General features: G+C 45.5%; 17 protein-coding genes. 7 read left to right on the forward strand and 10 right to left on the reverse strand.

The features are described from left to right. Positions 1-17: 17 nt before the first annotated feature. Both JS40_RS14165 and JS40_RS14170 read right to left on the reverse strand, forming a co-directional pair. Positions 18-1,211, reverse strand: coding sequence for a lipoprotein N-acyltransferase Lnb domain-containing protein (locus tag JS40_RS14165; protein ID WP_034261602.1), 1,194 nt, complete (start codon positions 1,209-1,211; stop codon positions 18-20). A gap of 37 nt (positions 1,212-1,248) precedes the next feature. Continuing rightward, positions 1,249-2,316, reverse strand: a complete 1,068-nt coding sequence (locus tag JS40_RS14170) for a putative type IX sorting system protein PorV2 (RefSeq protein ID WP_034261604.1) — start codon at positions 2,314-2,316, stop codon at positions 1,249-1,251. A 125-nt stretch (positions 2,317-2,441) separates the two neighbouring features. Here JS40_RS14170 and JS40_RS14175 point away from each other — a divergent pair, with 125 nt between their 5' ends. After that, positions 2,442-3,194, forward strand: coding sequence for a CDP-alcohol phosphatidyltransferase family protein (locus tag JS40_RS14175; RefSeq protein WP_034261607.1), 753 nt, complete (start codon positions 2,442-2,444; stop codon positions 3,192-3,194). 47 nt (positions 3,195-3,241) lie between these two features. On the opposite strand, the gene JS40_RS14180 is transcribed toward JS40_RS14175, so the two are convergent. The 5 genes from JS40_RS14180 to JS40_RS14200 all read right to left on the reverse strand — a co-directional run bounded on the left by JS40_RS14180 (position 3,242) and on the right by JS40_RS14200 (position 8,772). Then, a complete protein-coding gene (locus JS40_RS14180; protein WP_034261610.1) occupies positions 3,242-5,509 on the reverse strand; it encodes a Periplasmic ligand-binding sensor domain-containing protein in 2,268 nt (755 codons plus the stop codon). A gap of 308 nt (positions 5,510-5,817) precedes the next feature. After that, on the reverse strand, positions 5,818-6,558 hold the full coding sequence (gene lptB, locus JS40_RS14185) for an LPS export ABC transporter ATP-binding protein (RefSeq protein ID WP_034261612.1): 741 nt from the start codon (positions 6,556-6,558) through the stop codon (positions 5,818-5,820). Between the two features lie 60 nt (positions 6,559-6,618). Beyond that, complete coding sequence (locus JS40_RS14190; protein ID WP_034261615.1) at positions 6,619-6,972, reverse strand: carboxymuconolactone decarboxylase family protein; 354 nt, start codon at positions 6,970-6,972, stop codon at positions 6,619-6,621. Further along, positions 6,962-7,768 carry a twin-arginine translocase subunit TatC gene (gene tatC / locus JS40_RS14195; protein ID WP_034262611.1) on the reverse strand — a complete coding sequence of 269 codons (807 nt, stop codon included), beginning with the start codon at positions 7,766-7,768 and terminating at the stop codon, positions 6,962-6,964. Before tatC ends, JS40_RS14190 begins: the two co-directional genes overlap by 11 nt. A 38-nt stretch (positions 7,769-7,806) precedes the next feature. Beyond that, positions 7,807-8,772, reverse strand: coding sequence for a KpsF/GutQ family sugar-phosphate isomerase (locus tag JS40_RS14200; protein WP_034261618.1), 966 nt, complete (start codon positions 8,770-8,772; stop codon positions 7,807-7,809). Between the two features lie 202 nt (positions 8,773-8,974). Between JS40_RS14200 and recQ the strand changes: the two genes are divergently transcribed. The 3 genes from recQ to JS40_RS14215 all read left to right on the forward strand — a co-directional run bounded on the left by recQ (position 8,975) and on the right by JS40_RS14215 (position 12,827). Continuing rightward, a complete protein-coding gene (gene recQ / locus JS40_RS14205; RefSeq protein WP_034261621.1) occupies positions 8,975-11,167 on the forward strand; it encodes a DNA helicase RecQ in 2,193 nt (730 codons plus the stop codon). Between the two features lie 101 nt (positions 11,168-11,268). Next, positions 11,269-12,207 carry a peptidylprolyl isomerase gene (locus JS40_RS14210; RefSeq protein WP_034261624.1) on the forward strand — a complete coding sequence of 313 codons (939 nt, stop codon included), beginning with the start codon at positions 11,269-11,271 and terminating at the stop codon, positions 12,205-12,207. Positions 12,208-12,290: 83 nt separating this feature from the next. Then, positions 12,291-12,827, forward strand: a complete 537-nt coding sequence (locus JS40_RS14215; protein ID WP_034261626.1) for a YfiT family bacillithiol transferase — start codon at positions 12,291-12,293, stop codon at positions 12,825-12,827. Between the two features lie 5 nt (positions 12,828-12,832). Here the strand turns inward: JS40_RS14215 and JS40_RS14220 are convergent, their stop codons facing one another. Then, positions 12,833-13,390 (reverse strand): thioredoxin family protein, encoded by a 558-nt coding sequence (locus JS40_RS14220; protein ID WP_034261628.1) that lies wholly within the window; start codon positions 13,388-13,390, stop codon positions 12,833-12,835. Positions 13,391-13,506: 116 nt separating this feature from the next. Between JS40_RS14220 and JS40_RS14225 the strand changes: the two genes are divergently transcribed. Together JS40_RS14225 and JS40_RS14230 are read left to right on the forward strand one after the other, a co-directional pair. Beyond that, complete coding sequence (locus JS40_RS14225; RefSeq protein ID WP_034261629.1) at positions 13,507-13,815, forward strand: hypothetical protein; 309 nt, start codon at positions 13,507-13,509, stop codon at positions 13,813-13,815. Then, positions 13,808-14,146, forward strand: a complete 339-nt coding sequence (locus tag JS40_RS14230) for a tRNA-binding protein (protein ID WP_034261630.1) — start codon at positions 13,808-13,810, stop codon at positions 14,144-14,146. The genes JS40_RS14225 and JS40_RS14230 overlap by 8 nt, the downstream gene beginning before the upstream one ends. Here the strand turns inward: JS40_RS14230 and JS40_RS15530 are convergent. Continuing rightward, on the reverse strand, positions 14,143-14,307 hold the full coding sequence (locus tag JS40_RS15530) for a hypothetical protein (protein WP_316932522.1): 165 nt from the start codon (positions 14,305-14,307) through the stop codon (positions 14,143-14,145). The two genes, JS40_RS14230 and JS40_RS15530, sit on opposite strands and share 4 nt — an antisense overlap. A 126-nt stretch (positions 14,308-14,433) precedes the next feature. On the opposite strand from JS40_RS15530, the gene JS40_RS14235 reads away from it, so the two are divergent. Further along, positions 14,434-14,718 (forward strand): hypothetical protein, encoded by a 285-nt coding sequence (locus tag JS40_RS14235; RefSeq protein ID WP_034261632.1) that lies wholly within the window; start codon positions 14,434-14,436, stop codon positions 14,716-14,718. A 2-nt stretch (positions 14,719-14,720) separates the two neighbouring features. Here JS40_RS14235 and JS40_RS14240 read toward each other — a convergent pair whose 3' ends face one another. Beyond that, the gene (locus JS40_RS14240; RefSeq protein ID WP_034261635.1) at positions 14,721-16,337 is read right to left on the reverse strand and encodes a SulP family inorganic anion transporter; all 1,617 of its coding nucleotides are present in this window, start codon (positions 16,335-16,337) and stop codon (positions 14,721-14,723) included. Between the last annotated feature and the right edge of the window lie 21 nt (positions 16,338-16,358).

Below are 16,358 nucleotides of genomic sequence, written 5' to 3' on the forward strand. Positions count from 1 at the left end.
TGAAGCATTCCCGGAGGTTATTCTGTCGCTTCCTGTACTCTCTTCAGATAGCCGATCACGAATACATAGCGTACAGCCATGGCGATAAAAAGCGGGATAAATGCGTAGGCGAATTCCTGGACACCCGTGAACCAGTGTATCACCACCATGATCAGCAGCAATAACAGAAAAATGATATAGCGACGAAGCCACACAGGCGGGCTCTTTCTGGCTATAAAAACAGCTAACAGAAGATTTACCGGAAAGGCCCACAACATATTATAATTGTTTGCCGTTGCCGTGTGATCTGTTGCCAGCCACAATAGCAGCAAGAAGAATCCTATTAAACCTGTACTAAAGAATACTATGGCATCCAGCCTTCTGCAACGTGATTTTTTGCGGATGTCTTTCACTGTCATCATAAGAATGAACAAGGCTATAAGGATAAAAACAAACAGCGGACTCGTAAAAAAACCGGTGCTTTCCTGTTGTGGGGTATTTTGAAAAAGCGTCTCAGTTCCTGCCACAAGCGGTTGGATTCCGCCGGGATTACTAATAGTAGCGGCTGATGCGGCTTTAAAGATATAGTCGGGAAGGAACTGATGTTCCCAGGGAGAAGCTTCCACATCCACCACGGCACCAATCGCTACATCCATTCCCAGACTCCCCCAACTGTTCCAGTGCACATTTTGTTGTATCAGTTCACGAAAGGTATGTGGTTCGTCCACATAGGAATCGGGGTAGGTGATGGCGTCTCCCAAAGATGCTACCAGAACATCCCTGATCTTCGTCGCGCAATTATCATAAAAGAAATCGTATTTGTAATGTTGATTCTCCGGGAGAGCGTTTTCCTGAAGGTAGTTGAATACAGCGCGTTTCTGTTCGTAAGGCAGGTCCAGCGTCTGTTCTTTCACCCATCGGTTTTGAGCGATATACATGTTGAGGAACGGCTCATAATAGCTTACCCCCAGTTTATAAAGAAGTTTCCCGCGTGCGAATTTTGTATAGAAATTCGGGGTGTCGAAGTCGTAAACTCCGTAATTATAGACAATGTCCAATCCGTTGGCCGGATCGTTGATACGAAAGGCACTATGGCCAAACTTATCGTACAATTGTTTTCCGGGGCCAATCGTTAGAATACTTACTTCTGCTGCTTCAGAAAGGGTAAAAGATTGTGCGAATACAGCACTTTTCAGACACAAACAAAGCGCGAGGAGGTAGAGTTTTTTCATAAAGGAAGAGGCCTTTTTTAGGTTACTTCGGAAGGGATCATCTAAAGATGCTCCAGTCCAGTTTTACTGAAAACACATTGCTGTACAAGGCAGCACTTTGATCGCCAATATCGGTAAGGGCGTAATCCACTTGTATTCCCTTGTATTTGAAGCCCACACCAATATTGGGTTGAAACCCAACCGAATCACTTCCATCCAGTTGTGTTATATTTTGAAAGTTGCCAACCCCGCCACGTACAAAGACCATGTCGATATACCCAAACTCAAACCCAACGGCCGGATCGATACTCGCAAAAGAGGTAGAAACAATGTCATTGGTTTCAGCAAAGCGGAAATTGAAGTCTACTTCCGTTAACAATGAGAAATCGTAGTGAAAAATGAACGTACGCGCCACCCCTAACTGTAGTTTGGGAATAGTGATCTCAGTATTTTCAGGAAGTTCCTGATTTTGTCCTTCCACCGCCCCGGCGATGTCGGCGAATTTTTCTTCATCTATGGACCAGGCGTTGAAGGTGGTGGTTATGTCCCTTGCCATAAGGCCAAATTTCCAGTCGTTCTTCTCAAACTGTATCCCGGCATCAAGGCCAAATCCCCAGGAAGAGGCGAAGTCGCCAATGATCCTGCGGATCACCTTTGCATTCACTCCAAAATTGAGACCGTCCAGCGGCAACCTTCGGGCGTAAGAAAAAGTAAGCCCGTAATCGGCCGTAGAGAAGAGGCTTATTCGGTTGTAATCGATATTCCCCTGCTCATCGATCAATTGTGTGGTATTCAGGATGTCGTCCACCCCAAAGCGGATCACAGAGAAGCCAACGGCACTTTCGTTGTCAAGGGGCATAGCGAAGCCCGCATAATCGTAGTTTGCGATATTGGCAAAATAAGAAGCATGCATGAGGGAAAGTTCCTTTTCTTCTAAATTTACAAGTCCCGCAGGGTTCCAATAGACCGAATTCACGTCTTTGGTAGAAGCCACTACGGCATTTGCCATTCCAAAGGCGGCCGCATCGACCCCAATATTCATAAACTCGTTAGAATACTTTCGAACCGTTTGAGCTACCGTGGAGAGCGAAATAAAAAATAAAATGAAAAGGGCCTTCTTTTTCAAGCGTTTAATTTTGGGCAAATATCTCACTATTTTACAGAATACTAAACTATATTTTTGGCGACATATTGTACAATTATAGGGTTAGACGCAAATACTTTCCTATTTTTACAGTATTGATCAAAATTATGGTAAAACAGATCCCAAATATCATCACATCGCTAAATTTGCTGTGTGGTTGCGTTGCTATCCTGTTTGCGGTTTCCGGCGACTTGGTTACGGCAGCTTTCTTTGTTTTCTTCGGAATTTTCTTTGATTTCTTCGATGGTCTGGCCGCACGAGTCTTAAAAGCACAAAGCAAGATAGGACTGGAGCTCGATTCTCTGGCCGATGTGGTGACCAGTGGCGTGGCTCCGGCTGTTGTTATGGTCCAACTGTTACACTTGTCTTATTTCGGCACCGAACTTTCCATAGACTCGATGTTCGATGATGCCGCCTGGAACAGTTCTTTACGCAGCTATATGCCCTTTGTGGGGTTGCTTATTGCGGTGGCATCGGCCTACCGCCTGGCAAAATTCAATGTAGATACCCGGCAGTCAGAAAGTTTTATTGGATTGCCCACTCCGGCTAATGCGTTATTGATCTTAAGCATTCCTTTGATCCTTCATTTTCAATTCACCGAAGCTGTTGCTTCCGTGCTCCTGAATTCTTGGTTTCTCATTGGACTTACCATTGTAAGTTCCTTTTTATTGAATGCCGAATTGCCGTTGTTCGCTCTTAAATTCAAGACTTGGGACCTGAAATCGAATGCGCTTCGGCTCGTTTTCCTGGTGGGTTGTCTGTTGGCGATAGTAATGCTTCGGTTTATTGCGATCCCGGTGATCATACTGTGGTATATTCTGCTGTCGCTCCTTTGGAAAAACCCTCGGGCAATCCAATAAATCCATAACGCTTTTTCAAAGATGCGCAGGCACACCGCGGAGTCTCATCATTCCTTTATCAGTTTAAGGGTCGTACTACGTTTATTGGAGGTAATGGTGCAAAAGTAGATACCGCTCCTTTTGCCTGACAGGTCCAAGATCACGCTGTTTTCCCCGGGAATGATCTCTTTGGGTTCCAAACGTTGCATCTCTCGGCCTAAAATATCGTACACCACTATCGTTACCGGGCTTGCATCCGGGACACTAAAAGAAAGTGTAGTTGTCTTTTCGAACGGATTTGGGAAACTGATTCCTTGCAGTTCTTCCGTTGCCGTTAGGTCCTGGACACTCAACAGACGTTCTAAAGAACGGTCCACACATTCGAAACCGGCGATCCCGTTCGGATTATAGATACTGAAGCCTTCACTTTGGGTGAGTGCCCAGATATTTCCGAAGGAATCCACGTCAATATCTTCCACCTGCTTATGCGCCAAGGGGGAGTCGGCTGCAAGGAAGGTTGTAAAGGTCGTTCCGGTCCCGTCAAAATAGGAAATGCCTCCATAATACGGCCAGATCTGTGTATTATGTGCACTGATATAAATATTGTCGTTGCTGTCTATAGCGATTGCGGTTACATAGTCTGCGGCTATGTTACTGTTGGTGGTGTCCCAGCTGGTCCAGGTGCTGCCGTCATATTTCCAAAGCCCTGTGGTTGTTGCCAGCCACATAGCATCGGTGCTGTCGAACTTAATATCCCGAACATGCTCGATACCTTGCGGAGTGAGATCAATGGTGGTCCAGTTACCATCTTCGTAGATATCGATTCCTTGGTAGTGACCCAGGTACATTTGATTCCCATGCCGCGACAGACAATTAGGGGCGCCTGTCAACCCATTGGAAAGGTCGAACAGGGTCCATGTATTATCCACTTTGTCGTACATGAAGGTATTGACATTAGAACCTCTAATAAATACGTGCCCGTCTGCAGTGGCCTCAATCTCTTCAGGAAACTGAAGTGCGGGATGCGAATTGGTATTGTCCCAGATCACCCAGGCATCATAGTCCTGATAGTCACCGTTGGGGATTTGAATGGCGTACCCGGAAGTTCCATCGTACGTGAACCAGATATCGCCGTCGCCATCCTCTGTGGTGGATGTCCCGATGGTTGTCTGAAAGAGTGGCTGGGGGTTGGGATAAAGGCCTTCGTTATTGGGGCCGTACACTTCCCAGTTGGGGCAATCGAACACTTGAATGCCTCCGTTCCCGTTGGCGAACCATCTTCTGCCCTGACTGTCGATAAAGATATCGTTGTTGAAATCGGTAGGAAGTCCGGTGTTGTATTGGGTGTATTTTGTGTATTCCGTACCATCGAATCGTGCTACGATCCCATATCCTGAAACCCAGTAATTGTTTTCACTGTCTATAAAACTGTCGAACATGGAGAAACTGGTATATTCTTCATGCCAGTTGGAGCCATCAAAATAAACAATGGTCGTATTGCTACCGGCCAGGAGTACCCGGTCTCCGCGAATATCCATGGTATAGGCCGTAAAATTTGAAGCAGGCCAGTCACTTTGATTGATCTGTGTCCAAGCGGTGCCGTCGTAAATGTCTATCGCATTGCCTACCAATGCCCATATCCTGTTCTGGTCGTCGATCTCAACCTCTCGCACATCGTTGGAAGAGAGGTCGCTATTGGCGGTTGTATGTTGGGTCCAAGTAGTTCCGTCATATTGAATAAGGCCTGTATCTGAAGCGATCCATACCGTATTGCTGGCATCTATGGCGATGTCCCGGAGTTCACCGGCAGGAAGATCGGAATTGGCCGTAGTATAATAGTCCCAAGTGGAAGCATTTAAATAGCCTACTCCTGCTTGGGAGGGGTCTCCCGAGGTCACCACCCATACATCGTCATTTGTATCGATCCCAATACCTTCTATCTGGTGGGCCAAAAGGGGTGAGTTGGAAGTGTCGTAAAGGTTCCAGTTCAATCCATCTTCGGAAGTGGCCAGACCTACTTCGGTTCCAACCCAGATGATACCGGTGCTGTCAAATTCGATATCGAGAATGAGGCCGTTGGGTAAATAGTTCTCGTTGTAGGTTCCCCAGTTGGTGTATATGGTGTCGTTGGTTCTAATTCGAACCAGACTGCCTTCGTCGTGAGTGGAAGAGTAGCCCCCGGTCCAGACATTGTCAAATGCATCTCCTACGATGGTGGTATGTGAAAGGTCTCCAACACCGGTGTTATCACGGCGAATGTAAGTCCAGTTGGGATCTTGTGCTTGTACTATGCTTGTGATTATTAGAAAAAGGCTTAGGAGTATTATTTTCTTCATGACGGTAAGGTTTATATTATAACAAAACAGAAAGGAATGACCCTACCTTAGGAATCGCTTTTTTAAAAGACATTGTGGTAAAGTCCTTCTTTTTAAAGATACAAAAAACGACGTTACGCGTCAAGAGGGGGCTGTTTTTAAGAAGACGAGACCATTTGATCGCAGACCTTGAAGATCCTTGGGAAAGTAAAAGATTCGTTAGTATGAAGATCTCGGGAAAGGGATTGCGTGAATTGTTTGAGCTCTTTTGGGAATGCAAAAAGCGAGTCACAAAAGCCCGGTCCGCCTTTGGCGGATTCCCCCAAAAATTAAAACAATAACTTTTTCTTTCGAAGTTCGAAATTCTGACCCAGATATACCTTTCGCACCATTTCGTCGGCAGCGAGTTCTTCGGGGACGCCGTGTTTTAAGATGCTGCCTTCAAACATGAGGTAGGTGCGGTCTGTGATGGCCAGTGTTTCCTGTACGTTATGGTCTGTGATAAGGATCCCGATGTTCTTATTCTTCAATTGCGCCACGATACGCTGGATGTCCTCAACGGCGACAGGATCGACCCCTGCGAAAGGTTCATCCAGTAAGATGAAATGCGGGTCGGTGGCCAGTGCGCGTGCGATCTCGGTACGTCTTCGTTCCCCGCCACTAAGCAGGTCACCGCGGTTGGTGCGAATATGTCCCAGTCCAAATTCCTCGATGAGGGTCTCCATCTTTTCACGCTGTTCTTTCTTGGAAAGCTTAGTGAGCTGAAGGACACTAAGAATGTTGTCTTCCACACTTAACTTTCGGAATACCGAAGCTTCCTGTGCCAGATATCCAATACCATTTTGCGCCCTTTTGTACATAGGGTACTTGGTGATCTCCTTTCCTTCCAGGAATATTTGACCCCCGTTGGGTTTTATAAGACCCACGATCATGTAGAAGGAAGTAGTCTTTCCGGCGCCATTGGGTCCCAGCAGTCCGACGATCTCTCCCTGATTTACCTCCACAGAGATCCCTTTCACCACTTTACGGCCTTTGTACGATTTAATGAGATTTTCTGCTCTTAGTTTCATGAAGGATATGCTTTGATAACAGGAACGTTAAAAGTACTATATAATTTCAGGATTGAAAAATCAGGAGCTCTTTTGGTCCAATGCTTCCCAAAATTCGAAGGCACGGCGTAAATGCGGGATCACGATGGTACCGCCGATCAATAAGGAGATGCTCATGGCTTCCACCGCCTCTTCTTTGGTGATGCCAAGCTTATGGCACTCTTCCAAATGGTAGCGCACACAGTCGTCGCAACGCAATACCAGCGAATTACCAAGCCCTAAGAGTTCTTTGGTTTTCTTCGGAAGGGTTCCCTCCATATAGGCGTTGGTGTCGAGATTGAAGATGCGTTTAATGATCTTGTTATTATCCTCCAGCATTTTTTCGTTCATACGGGAACGATAGGCGTTGAATTCGTCTACGATGTTATTTGACATGTTGTTTTTTTGCTTTTTTATTTTGTCTTCTAATGACCCCTTTTGAGATGAAGATGCTCACCTCATATAATATAAGTACCGGAATGGCTACGATGATCTGGCTGGCAATGTCCGGGGGTGTGATGATCGCCGAGATGATCAATACGATCACTAAAGCGAATTTGCGGTATTTTCGCAACATTTGCGGCGTGACTACACCAATCTTGGTTAAAAAATAAATAATAATAGGGAGCTCGAATATCAGTCCGCTCGCCAATACCGAAGCACGCACCAGTGAGATATAACTACTAAGGTCGAAATCGTTGAATACCTGCTCACTCACTTGATAGCTTCCAAGAAAGTTGATGGACAGCGGGGTCACCACATAATAGCCAAACAACACGCCGGTAAAGAAGAGGAGCGATGCGATAATGATAAATCCCCGGCTGGTGCTGCGTTCGTTATCGTGTAATCCCGGACTTACAAAACGCCAGAATTCCCAGATGACATAGGGAAATGCGACCACGAATCCGGCGGTGATGGATGTCCAAATATGTGCAGAGAACTGCCCTGCCATCGTACGACTTTGGATTCGGAAAGGAAGTTCCGTAAAACAAAAGCTATCTTCAAAACCAAGGGACTGTGCCGCCCGGCACAATAGTTTGTAGGTAGGAAAATCGGCTTTCTTGGGTCCGAATAGCAGTACATCAAAAATAAAATCCTTCGCCAGAAAAGCAATCCCTCCCAACACGGTGACCGCAATGGTAGAACGAATAAGGTGCCAGCGGAGTTCTTCCAAATGGTCCAGGAACGACATTTCCCTAGTTACGCCTTTTATTTTTTTTCGGAGTCCCATTAAATAATACCTTCTTTAGTAAGGTTGTGAATATGCACTACGCCGCTGTACTTACCGTTGGTTTCGGCAAGGAGTTGAGTGATGCCGTGAGTGTCCATCAATTCCATAGCCTCCACGGCCATGGCATCGTTGGAAATGATCTTAGGATTTCGGGACATGATGTCTTTGGCAGTCAAGCCGCTAAAGTTGTCGACGCGTGTGAGCATTCGACGCAAGTCTCCATCGGTTATGATCCCAACGATACGGTCATTTTCCACTACGGCAGTCACGCCCAGCATTTTTTCAGAGATCTCCACGATCACTTTTTTCACATCGGTATCGGGGTGTACGTTGGGTTGTTCGTTCAAGGAAGTGAGATCACTAACTCTAAGATATAATTTTTTACCCAAAGAGCCGCCCGGATGGAACTTTGCAAAATCTTTGCTGGAGAAGCCTCGCAGGTCCAACAAGCACATAGCCAGCGCATCACCTATCACCAATTGAGCGGTAGTACTGGTTGTGGGAGCCAAATTATTGGGGCAGGCCTCTTTTTCTACATAAGCGTTCAATACAAAATCGGCTTGCTGTCCCAGAAATGATTCCTTGTGGGAGGTAATTCCAATAAGTTTATTGCCAATCGCCTTTATGAGCGGAACCAATACCTTGATCTCCGGAGTATTTCCGCTCTTGGAGATACAGATCACCGTATCGTTCTCTTGAATGGTTCCCAGGTCGCCGTGGATCGCGTCGGCCGCATGCATAAAGATCGCAGGAGTTCCTGTGGAATTAAGAGTAGCCACGATCTTGGTAGCTATGTTAGCGCTTTTACCAATTCCGGTAACGATCACTCTCCCTTTGGAATGATAAATGTATTGTACCGCCCGGGCGAATTCTTCATCCACCAGTTCGGCCAAGTGAAGGATCGCTTTACTTTCTGTTTCAATGGTTTCTTTTGCTACGGAAATAATTCGGGTTTCTTCCTTCAAAATTTTACACTTTTATTAGTTTGCAACTGTTGCAGAAATTAGTATATTTAGATAGCGAACCGAAAATTACTACAATTTGTAGGGTTCGCAACATATTTTAGATACAGTTTTATAAAATAGGTTGCAAAATTACAATTGTTCCCCTGTATTCACAATTATAATAAGAAAACCTTATACACATTAAATAAAAGAACATAGCAGCGTGAGCGAGATCGACATATACGCAGCCCTCAAGAAATTTTTTGGATTTACTAAGTTTAAAGGACTCCAGGAGGAAGTGATCAAAAGCGTACTGAAAGATGACAATACCTTTGTTATCATGCCCACCGGTGGGGGCAAGTCATTATGTTATCAGCTTCCGGCCTTAATCAAAGATGGAACGGCCATAGTCGTCTCCCCATTGATCGCTCTCATGAAGAATCAGGTGGATGCACTTCGCGCTTTATCTTCGGAAGAAGGGATCGCACACGTTCTCAATTCCTCTCTCAACAAATCTGAAGTAAAAAAAGTAAAGAGCGACATCACCAACGGGGTAACAAAACTCTTGTATGTGGCTCCCGAATCCCTGACCAAAGAGGAGAATGTGGCTTTTCTCAATTCGGTCAACATCTCCTTTGTAGCGATCGATGAAGCACATTGTATTAGCGAATGGGGACATGACTTTCGCCCCGAATACAGAAACCTTCGAAGCATTATCAAACGCATTGGCGACAACATTCCCATTATTGGTCTCACTGCCACGGCCACGCCCAAGGTTCAGGAAGATATCTTAAAGAATTTAGGTATACAGCAAGCCAATACCTTTAAAGCATCCTTTAACCGTCCTAATCTTTATTACGAAATAAGACCCAAGACAAAGAACATCGATTCGGACATTACACGCTTTGTAAAGAAATACGAAGGGAAAAGTGGTATCATCTATTGCCTGAGCCGAAAGCGGGTGGAAGAACTCGCACAGATCCTTCAGGTAAATGGAATTAAGGCCGTACCCTATCATGCGGGACTTGATGCCAAGACAAGGGTAAAACATCAAGACATGTTCCTTATGGAAGATGTGGATGTTGTAGTAGCTACCATTGCCTTTGGTATGGGGATCGATAAACCCGATGTTCGTTTCGTTATTCACAATGACATGCCCAAAAGTATCGAAAGCTATTATCAGGAAACCGGTCGGGCGGGTCGTGACGGAGGAGAAGGCTATTGTTTGGCATTCTATGGCTATAAGGATATAGAGAAGCTGGAAAAGTTCATGAGCGGCAAACCTGTGGCCGAACAGGAAATTGGGCATGCCCTTTTACAGGAAGTGGTCGCATTCGCTGAAAGCTCCATCTCGCGACGCAAGTTCATACTGCATTATTTCGGAGAGGAATTTGACAATGAGACCGGAGAAGGGGGCGATATGGACGATAACATGCGCCATCCCAAGAAGAAACACGAGGCGAAAGATGAAGCCAAGACCTTATTAAGTGTGGTCCAAAAGACGAATGAGCAATACAAAAGCAAAGAAATTGTGCACGTGCTGGTTGGCAAGGTCAATGCCCTTATCAAATCCCACCGTACCGATGCACAGGACTATTTTGGCATAGGATCGCATAAAGAGCCTTCCTTTTGGATGGCATTATTGCGACAGTTATTGGTAGCAGGTTATCTTCGGAAGGAGATCGAGACCTATGGGATCATTCACCTTACCAAGCGAGGCAAGGAGTTCCTACGCTCACCTCATTCCTTTATGATGACGGAAGACCATTCCTTTAATGAAGCCAACGACGAAACCATTGTCGTTTCAAAAAAAGGCGGTGGAACGGCAGATGAGCAATTGTTCAAACTTCTAAAGGCGGAACGCAAGAAAGTTGCAGATAAGCTTGATCTACCACCATTTGTGATCTTTCAAGATCCTTCTTTGGAGGATATGGCCTTAAAATATCCTGTCACTATTGAAGAACTCTCCAATGTACATGGTGTTGGTGAAGGTAAAGCGAAGAAATACGGAGCCTCCTTTGTAAAACTTATCAATACGTATGTGGAAGAGAACGACGTGATCCGGCCCGATGATTTTGTTGTAAAATCGACCGGAACGAACAGCGCCTTAAAATTGTACATCATACAGAATGTAGACCGCAAACTGCCTTTGGATGATATTGCTTCAGCAAAAGGACTGGAAATGGCCGACTTCATCAAAGAGATGGAAGCCATTGTGTACAGTGGAACAAAATTGAATATTGATTACTGGATCGATGATATTCTGGATGAGGATCAGCAGGAAGAGATCCACGACTATTTCTTAGAGGCCGAAACCGACAAGATCGAAGATGCTATGGATGAGTTTGACGGAGAATACGATGTGGAGGAGCTGCGTTTGTATAGAATCAAGTTCATTAGTGAAGTTGCCAACTAATTACTCCCATCTCTTGTTTCCTTTCTTCTGAAAATAGGTCGTATTCTATTCGTAACTAAACTACATTACGTACCTTTGCACCTTCACAAAAAAGAACAAACATGCAAGACGGAATTTACGCAAAATTCGCCACCGAGAAAGGAACGATCCTCATTAAGCTCACTCACGACAAGACCCCCGGTACTGTTGGAAACTTCGTGGCACTCGCCGAAGGCAATCTGGAGAACCAGGCGCGACCACAAGGCCAACCTTATTACGACGGACTTACATTTCACAGGGTGATCCCCGATTTTATGATTCAGGGAGGTGATCCCAACGGAACCGGCTCCGGTGGGCCCGGATACAATTTTGATGATGAATTTCACCCCGATCTAAAACACGACACACCCGGTGTACTCTCTATGGCGAATGCCGGAAAGGGAACCAACGGAAGTCAGTTCTTTATCACGCACGTTCCCACGCCTTGGCTCGATAACAATCACACGGTGTTTGGTCATGTGATCGAAGGGCAGGATGTGGTCGACAGCATTGAACAGGGAGACACCATGCAAAAAGTAGAGATCCTTCGTGAAGGAGATGCAGCAAAAAAATGGAATGCGGTAGAGCACTTTAGACAATTCACAGGGGCAAAGGCCGAGCGGGAAGCTGCAGCCAAAAAAACACAGGAAGATCTCATTTCTTCGCTATCGGAAGGTTTTGAAAAGACAAACAGCGGTTTGCGCTATAAGATCATTCAAAAAGGGAATGGTGCTAAAGCTGAAAAAGGAAAGACCGTGGCAGTACACTATAAAGGAATGTTTGCCGATGGCGGTGAATTCGATAACTCTTATAAGCGTGGCAATCCAATTGAATTTCCTGTTGGCATGGGAAATGTGATTGCCGGTTGGGATGAAGGAATTCAACTGCTTCAGGTAGGGGACAAGGCCCGTTTTGTGATCCCGTCGCATTTGGCGTATGGAAAGCAAGGTGCCGGAGGCGTGATCCCTCCCAATGCAACCCTTGTATTTGATGTGGAGCTCATGAACGTGAAGGGCTCTTAGAATCCTTCCGAAGCATTTACGAAAAGTAAAAAATAACAAGGCATAACGCTCCAAGAGATTGGGGCGTTTTGTATTTTTATAGGATGGAATTGGAAAAACTAAGGTATCCCATCGGCAAATTCGATTGTCCGTCGAATATTACACACGAGAAATTAGAAGCTTGGATCTCTATTTTAGAGCATTTTCCGGCACGGTTGTCGAATCTGGTCCGGGCACTTTCCGAAGAACAACTCAGTACCCCGTATCGTCCCGAGGGCTGGACCGTAAAACAGGTGATTCATCATGTATACGACAGTCATCACAACAGTTACAGTCGTTTTCGCTGGGCCCTTACCGAGAACACTCCATTGATAAAAGCCTATGATGAAAAGCGCTGGGCAGAGCAGTTCGATTATAAGCAGGCGCCCATTTCCTTATCTCTTGATGCGCTCACTGCTTTACATGCGAAACTGGTTTTTTTGCTGAAAGGACTCTCCTATGTTGAATTTCAAAAAGAGTTTATACATCCGGATGGGAACAGGCATATTTCTTTAGCTGAAGCGACAGGAATCTATGCCTGGCATTCCAACCATCATTATGCTCATATAGAGAATCTGTTGTTGCGGGAAGGTTGGAAGTAGGCGCACTACGATTTCCATTTGATATTACAGCCAATACTGGGCTTTTGATCTTTTCGCTGCGGATTGTTGTTCAGGACATTGTCCAAAGCCTCCCTAAGGTCCCTGCCATTTACGGGGATACCGTTGCCGGGGCGCGAATTATCCAATTGTCCGCGATAGATCAATTTTAAGTCAGAGTCAAATAAATAGAAATCGGGCGTACAAGCGGCATCATAGGCTTTAGCGACCTCCTGCGTATCGTCGTACAGGTATGGAAAGGGATAATTGTATTTTCGTGCTGTTTGCCACATTTCCGCGGGGCCGTCCTGAGGATGAGTTTCCACGTCGTTACTGCTAATCGCAACAAATCCGAAGCCAGTAACCCGGTAATCGTTTGCGACACGAACGATCTCCTCATTAACGTGCTTAACAAAGGGACAGTGGTTGCAGATGAACATGACCACAGTACCTTTCTCTCCGCGAACATCTGCCAATCGGACCGGTTTTGCTGTTACCGTGTTCAAAAGAGTAAAGTCCGGAGCTTGGGTGCCTAGCGGGAGCATATTCGATTCGGTGCGGGCCATGAGATCTATTTTTCAGATTAGTTGTAAAATACACCTTAAAGTTACAACTATTAAAGTATTTATAATTTTTTGGGCATCTGTCTTTGTAGCCGTAACTTTATACAAACTCACAACCCATGAAAAACTCATATCCATCCCTTTCCGTAGCGATTACCGAGCTTCAAAAAGAAGGATTCACGGAAGACTTCAATCTTGTGGAAGAAGGTATAGAATCCAAATCCTTAAAGAACAAATGGAAGGCCGGAGAATGCAACGTAGTGCGATATTACCGTTTCGAAGGTATGTCGAATCCGGACGATAATTCCATTTTATATCTCATTGAAACAACCGATGGTAGAAAAGGATTGCTGGTTGATAACTACAGTGCCGATGGAGGAACGACCTCGCCCGAAATGATCAAAAAACTAAGGATCAACTATGACTAATCCGTTATCGTGGGCCGAATTTGAAAAGGTCGAAATGCGTGTGGGGACCATCACAGACGTTCGGGATTTTCCGGAAGCCCACAATCCTTCCTATCAATTACGTATTGATTTTGGAGGCACCATAGGTGAGAAAAAAACTTCGGCACAGATCACTTCCTTATATTCTAAATCTGAACTTTTAGGCAAACAAGTGATCGCTGTGGTCAACTTTCCGAAGAAACAAATTGCCGGTTTTATGAGCGAATGTCTCGTTCTGGGAGCTGTGGACGGCAAAGAGGTCACACTGTTGACTACCGACAGACCTGTTGCGAACGGTTTAAAGATCTCTTAATCTTCCTTTTTTGTCTTTACAGAAAAACTGGGCGCCTGATAGTTCTCCGGCAGATATTTGGACGGGATGGTAGTCATGTTCCCGTCACGCGCCGCGCGGTAGTGGGGTGATAAGATCTCAATACCATTTTCATTACACACATCCTGAATATTTTGATGCAAGTAGAATGTTGTCGTCTTCCCATTTACAATCCATAAAATACTAAGGAAGTGTTATAATTGGCTTTATGTTGCGTTAAAGCACAGGGTCAGGCAGACTTTTTAGGTTATCTTGAAAAGAAAAGTACCATGGAAACCAAGAAGAAAAATAAATTGAAGTACAATTCAGAAATAACCGAGCACGATAAAACCATCTTGCGGCAAGAGCATGTGCACGGAGACGGGGGAGACGATCAACAATTAAAAGAACGAAAACGGGATGTGGATTTTGCAGGTAGCGACCTCGACATACCCGGACGTGATCAAGCTAAGAAAGGACAGGGTCCGTTAGGGTTAAAGGACGAAGAGAATAAGCATCACAGCCAAGGAGGAGATACCAAGAATAATTTGAAACGTGACGATTCCGCCTTGTAGGATCACACTTCGCTGTCCAACACATCGGTCACCACATAATAACGTGGGTCATCGATAGCTTCTTCTATAACAGACTCGAAATCCGGGTTCCATTTTAGCAATAACGTCTTACAGTCGGGGCTTAAGTGTGTCAATTTCACTTCTTTCCCGGCTTCAAGGTATTTGTTCGCAACATTCCGCAATGCTTCCACACCACTGTGATCGCTTACTTTTGATTCGATAAAATCGATCTCTATCTTATTAGGGTCTGTCGCAAAATCAAATTTCGTATTGAAGTTTTGTACACTTCCGAAGAAAAGAGGTCCCCAGATCTCATAGACCTTGGTGCCATCATCCTTGATGCGCTTTCGCGCACGTATCATAGTAGCATTCTTCCAAGCAAAGACCAACGCACTCATAATCACCCCGGCAATTACCGCTACGGCAAGGTCTTGCCATACTGTAATAGCAGAAACAGCGATCAATACAATGGCGTCTGCTAACGGGATCTTATGCAAAATGCGAAAACTACTCCAAGCAAACGTCCCTATCACCACCATAAACATCACACCTACCAAGGCCGCTATAGGTATCTGCTCGATCAAGGGTGCTCCAAACAGCACGAAACACAGTAACGCAATCGCAGCAACAGCTCCGGAAAGTCGTCCGCGGCCGCCGGAGTTGATATTTATAATTGACTGACCAATCATGGCGCAACCTCCCATACCACCAAACAAGCCGTTTAAGATGTTGGCGCCTCCTTGTGCTACGCATTCGCGATTTCCGCTTCCGCGTGTTTCGGTCATCTCGTCGATAAGATTTAAGGTCATAAGAGATTCTATCAAACCAACTGCCGCAAGGATCACGGCGGTAGAGAGAATTAGCTCCCAGTGCCCTTGCAAGGTATATAATAGCGTAAATATTTGATCTTGGAACGTTGGTAATCCTCCCTGTAAGCCGTCGCCTCCTCCGTCTTCAATAAACGATCCTACTGTACTCACCTCGATACCTCCAAAGATCACGATCGCAGCAACCACGAGGATAGCTGTGAGCGCTGCAGGTATTTTTTTTGTTAGCTTCGGAAGGGCAAACATGATCGCCATGGTGAGACCTACCAGTCCCAGCATGATCCATAGGTCAGACCCCTGCATAAACTCCTTTGAGCCGTTTACATTTACTTTAAAAAGCCCCAGCTGTGATAAGAATATAACGATTGCTAAACCATTCACAAACCCCATCATTACAGGGTGGGGGATGAGTCGTACAAATTTTCCCAAACGAAAGACTCCCGCAAGTATCTGTATGGCGCCAACAAAGAGCAAGGTAATGAACAACCACTGTAAGCCAAGATTTTCAACCGGTATGGTGAGCGCATCGCCCACTTCATTTCCTTTTTGTATGAGATGCACCATCACTACCGCCATAGCCCCGGTCGCCCCCGAGATCATACCGGGACGTCCTCCAAAGAGTGCCGTCACGATCCCCATCATAAATGCTCCGTACAAACCCACCAATGGATCGATACCGGCCACGAAGGCAAAGGCCACTGCTTCGGGCACAAGCGCTAAGGCTACGGTCAATCCCGAAAGGATATCATTCTTAGGGTGCTGCGTAAAATTCTTCAGGGTTGTTTGCCACATAGTTCTCTCTTAAAAAGCGGC

This window comes from Altibacter lentus (assembly GCF_000746845.1).
GTDB classification, from domain to species: Bacteria; Bacteroidota; Bacteroidia; order Flavobacteriales; family Flavobacteriaceae; genus Altibacter; species Altibacter lentus.

Coding starts and splice junctions, on each gene's coding strand:
- JS40_RS14165 (WP_034261602.1), bottom strand. CDS start 1,211: ATGAAAAAACTCTACCTCCTCGCGCTTTGTTTGTGTCTGAAAAGTGCT.
- JS40_RS14175 (WP_034261607.1), top strand. CDS start 2,442: ATGGTAAAACAGATCCCAAATATCATCACATCGCTAAATTTGCTGTGT.
- JS40_RS14180 (WP_034261610.1), bottom strand. CDS start 5,509: ATGAAGAAAATAATACTCCTAAGCCTTTTTCTAATAATCACAAGCATA.
- lptB (WP_034261612.1), bottom strand. CDS start 6,558: ATGAAACTAAGAGCAGAAAATCTCATTAAATCGTACAAAGGCCGTAAA.
- JS40_RS14190 (WP_034261615.1), bottom strand. CDS start 6,972: ATGTCAAATAACATCGTAGACGAATTCAACGCCTATCGTTCCCGTATG.
- tatC (WP_034262611.1), bottom strand. CDS start 7,768: ATGTCGTTCCTGGACCATTTGGAAGAACTCCGCTGGCACCTTATTCGT.
- JS40_RS14210 (WP_034261624.1), top strand. CDS start 11,269: ATGCAAGACGGAATTTACGCAAAATTCGCCACCGAGAAAGGAACGATC.
- JS40_RS14215 (WP_034261626.1), top strand. CDS start 12,291: ATGGAATTGGAAAAACTAAGGTATCCCATCGGCAAATTCGATTGTCCG.
- JS40_RS14220 (WP_034261628.1), bottom strand. CDS start 13,390: ATGGCCCGCACCGAATCGAATATGCTCCCGCTAGGCACCCAAGCTCCG.
- JS40_RS14225 (WP_034261629.1), top strand. CDS start 13,507: ATGAAAAACTCATATCCATCCCTTTCCGTAGCGATTACCGAGCTTCAA.
- JS40_RS14230 (WP_034261630.1), top strand. CDS start 13,808: ATGACTAATCCGTTATCGTGGGCCGAATTTGAAAAGGTCGAAATGCGT.
- JS40_RS14235 (WP_034261632.1), top strand. CDS start 14,434: ATGGAAACCAAGAAGAAAAATAAATTGAAGTACAATTCAGAAATAACC.
- JS40_RS14240 (WP_034261635.1), bottom strand. CDS start 16,337: ATGTGGCAAACAACCCTGAAGAATTTTACGCAGCACCCTAAGAATGAT.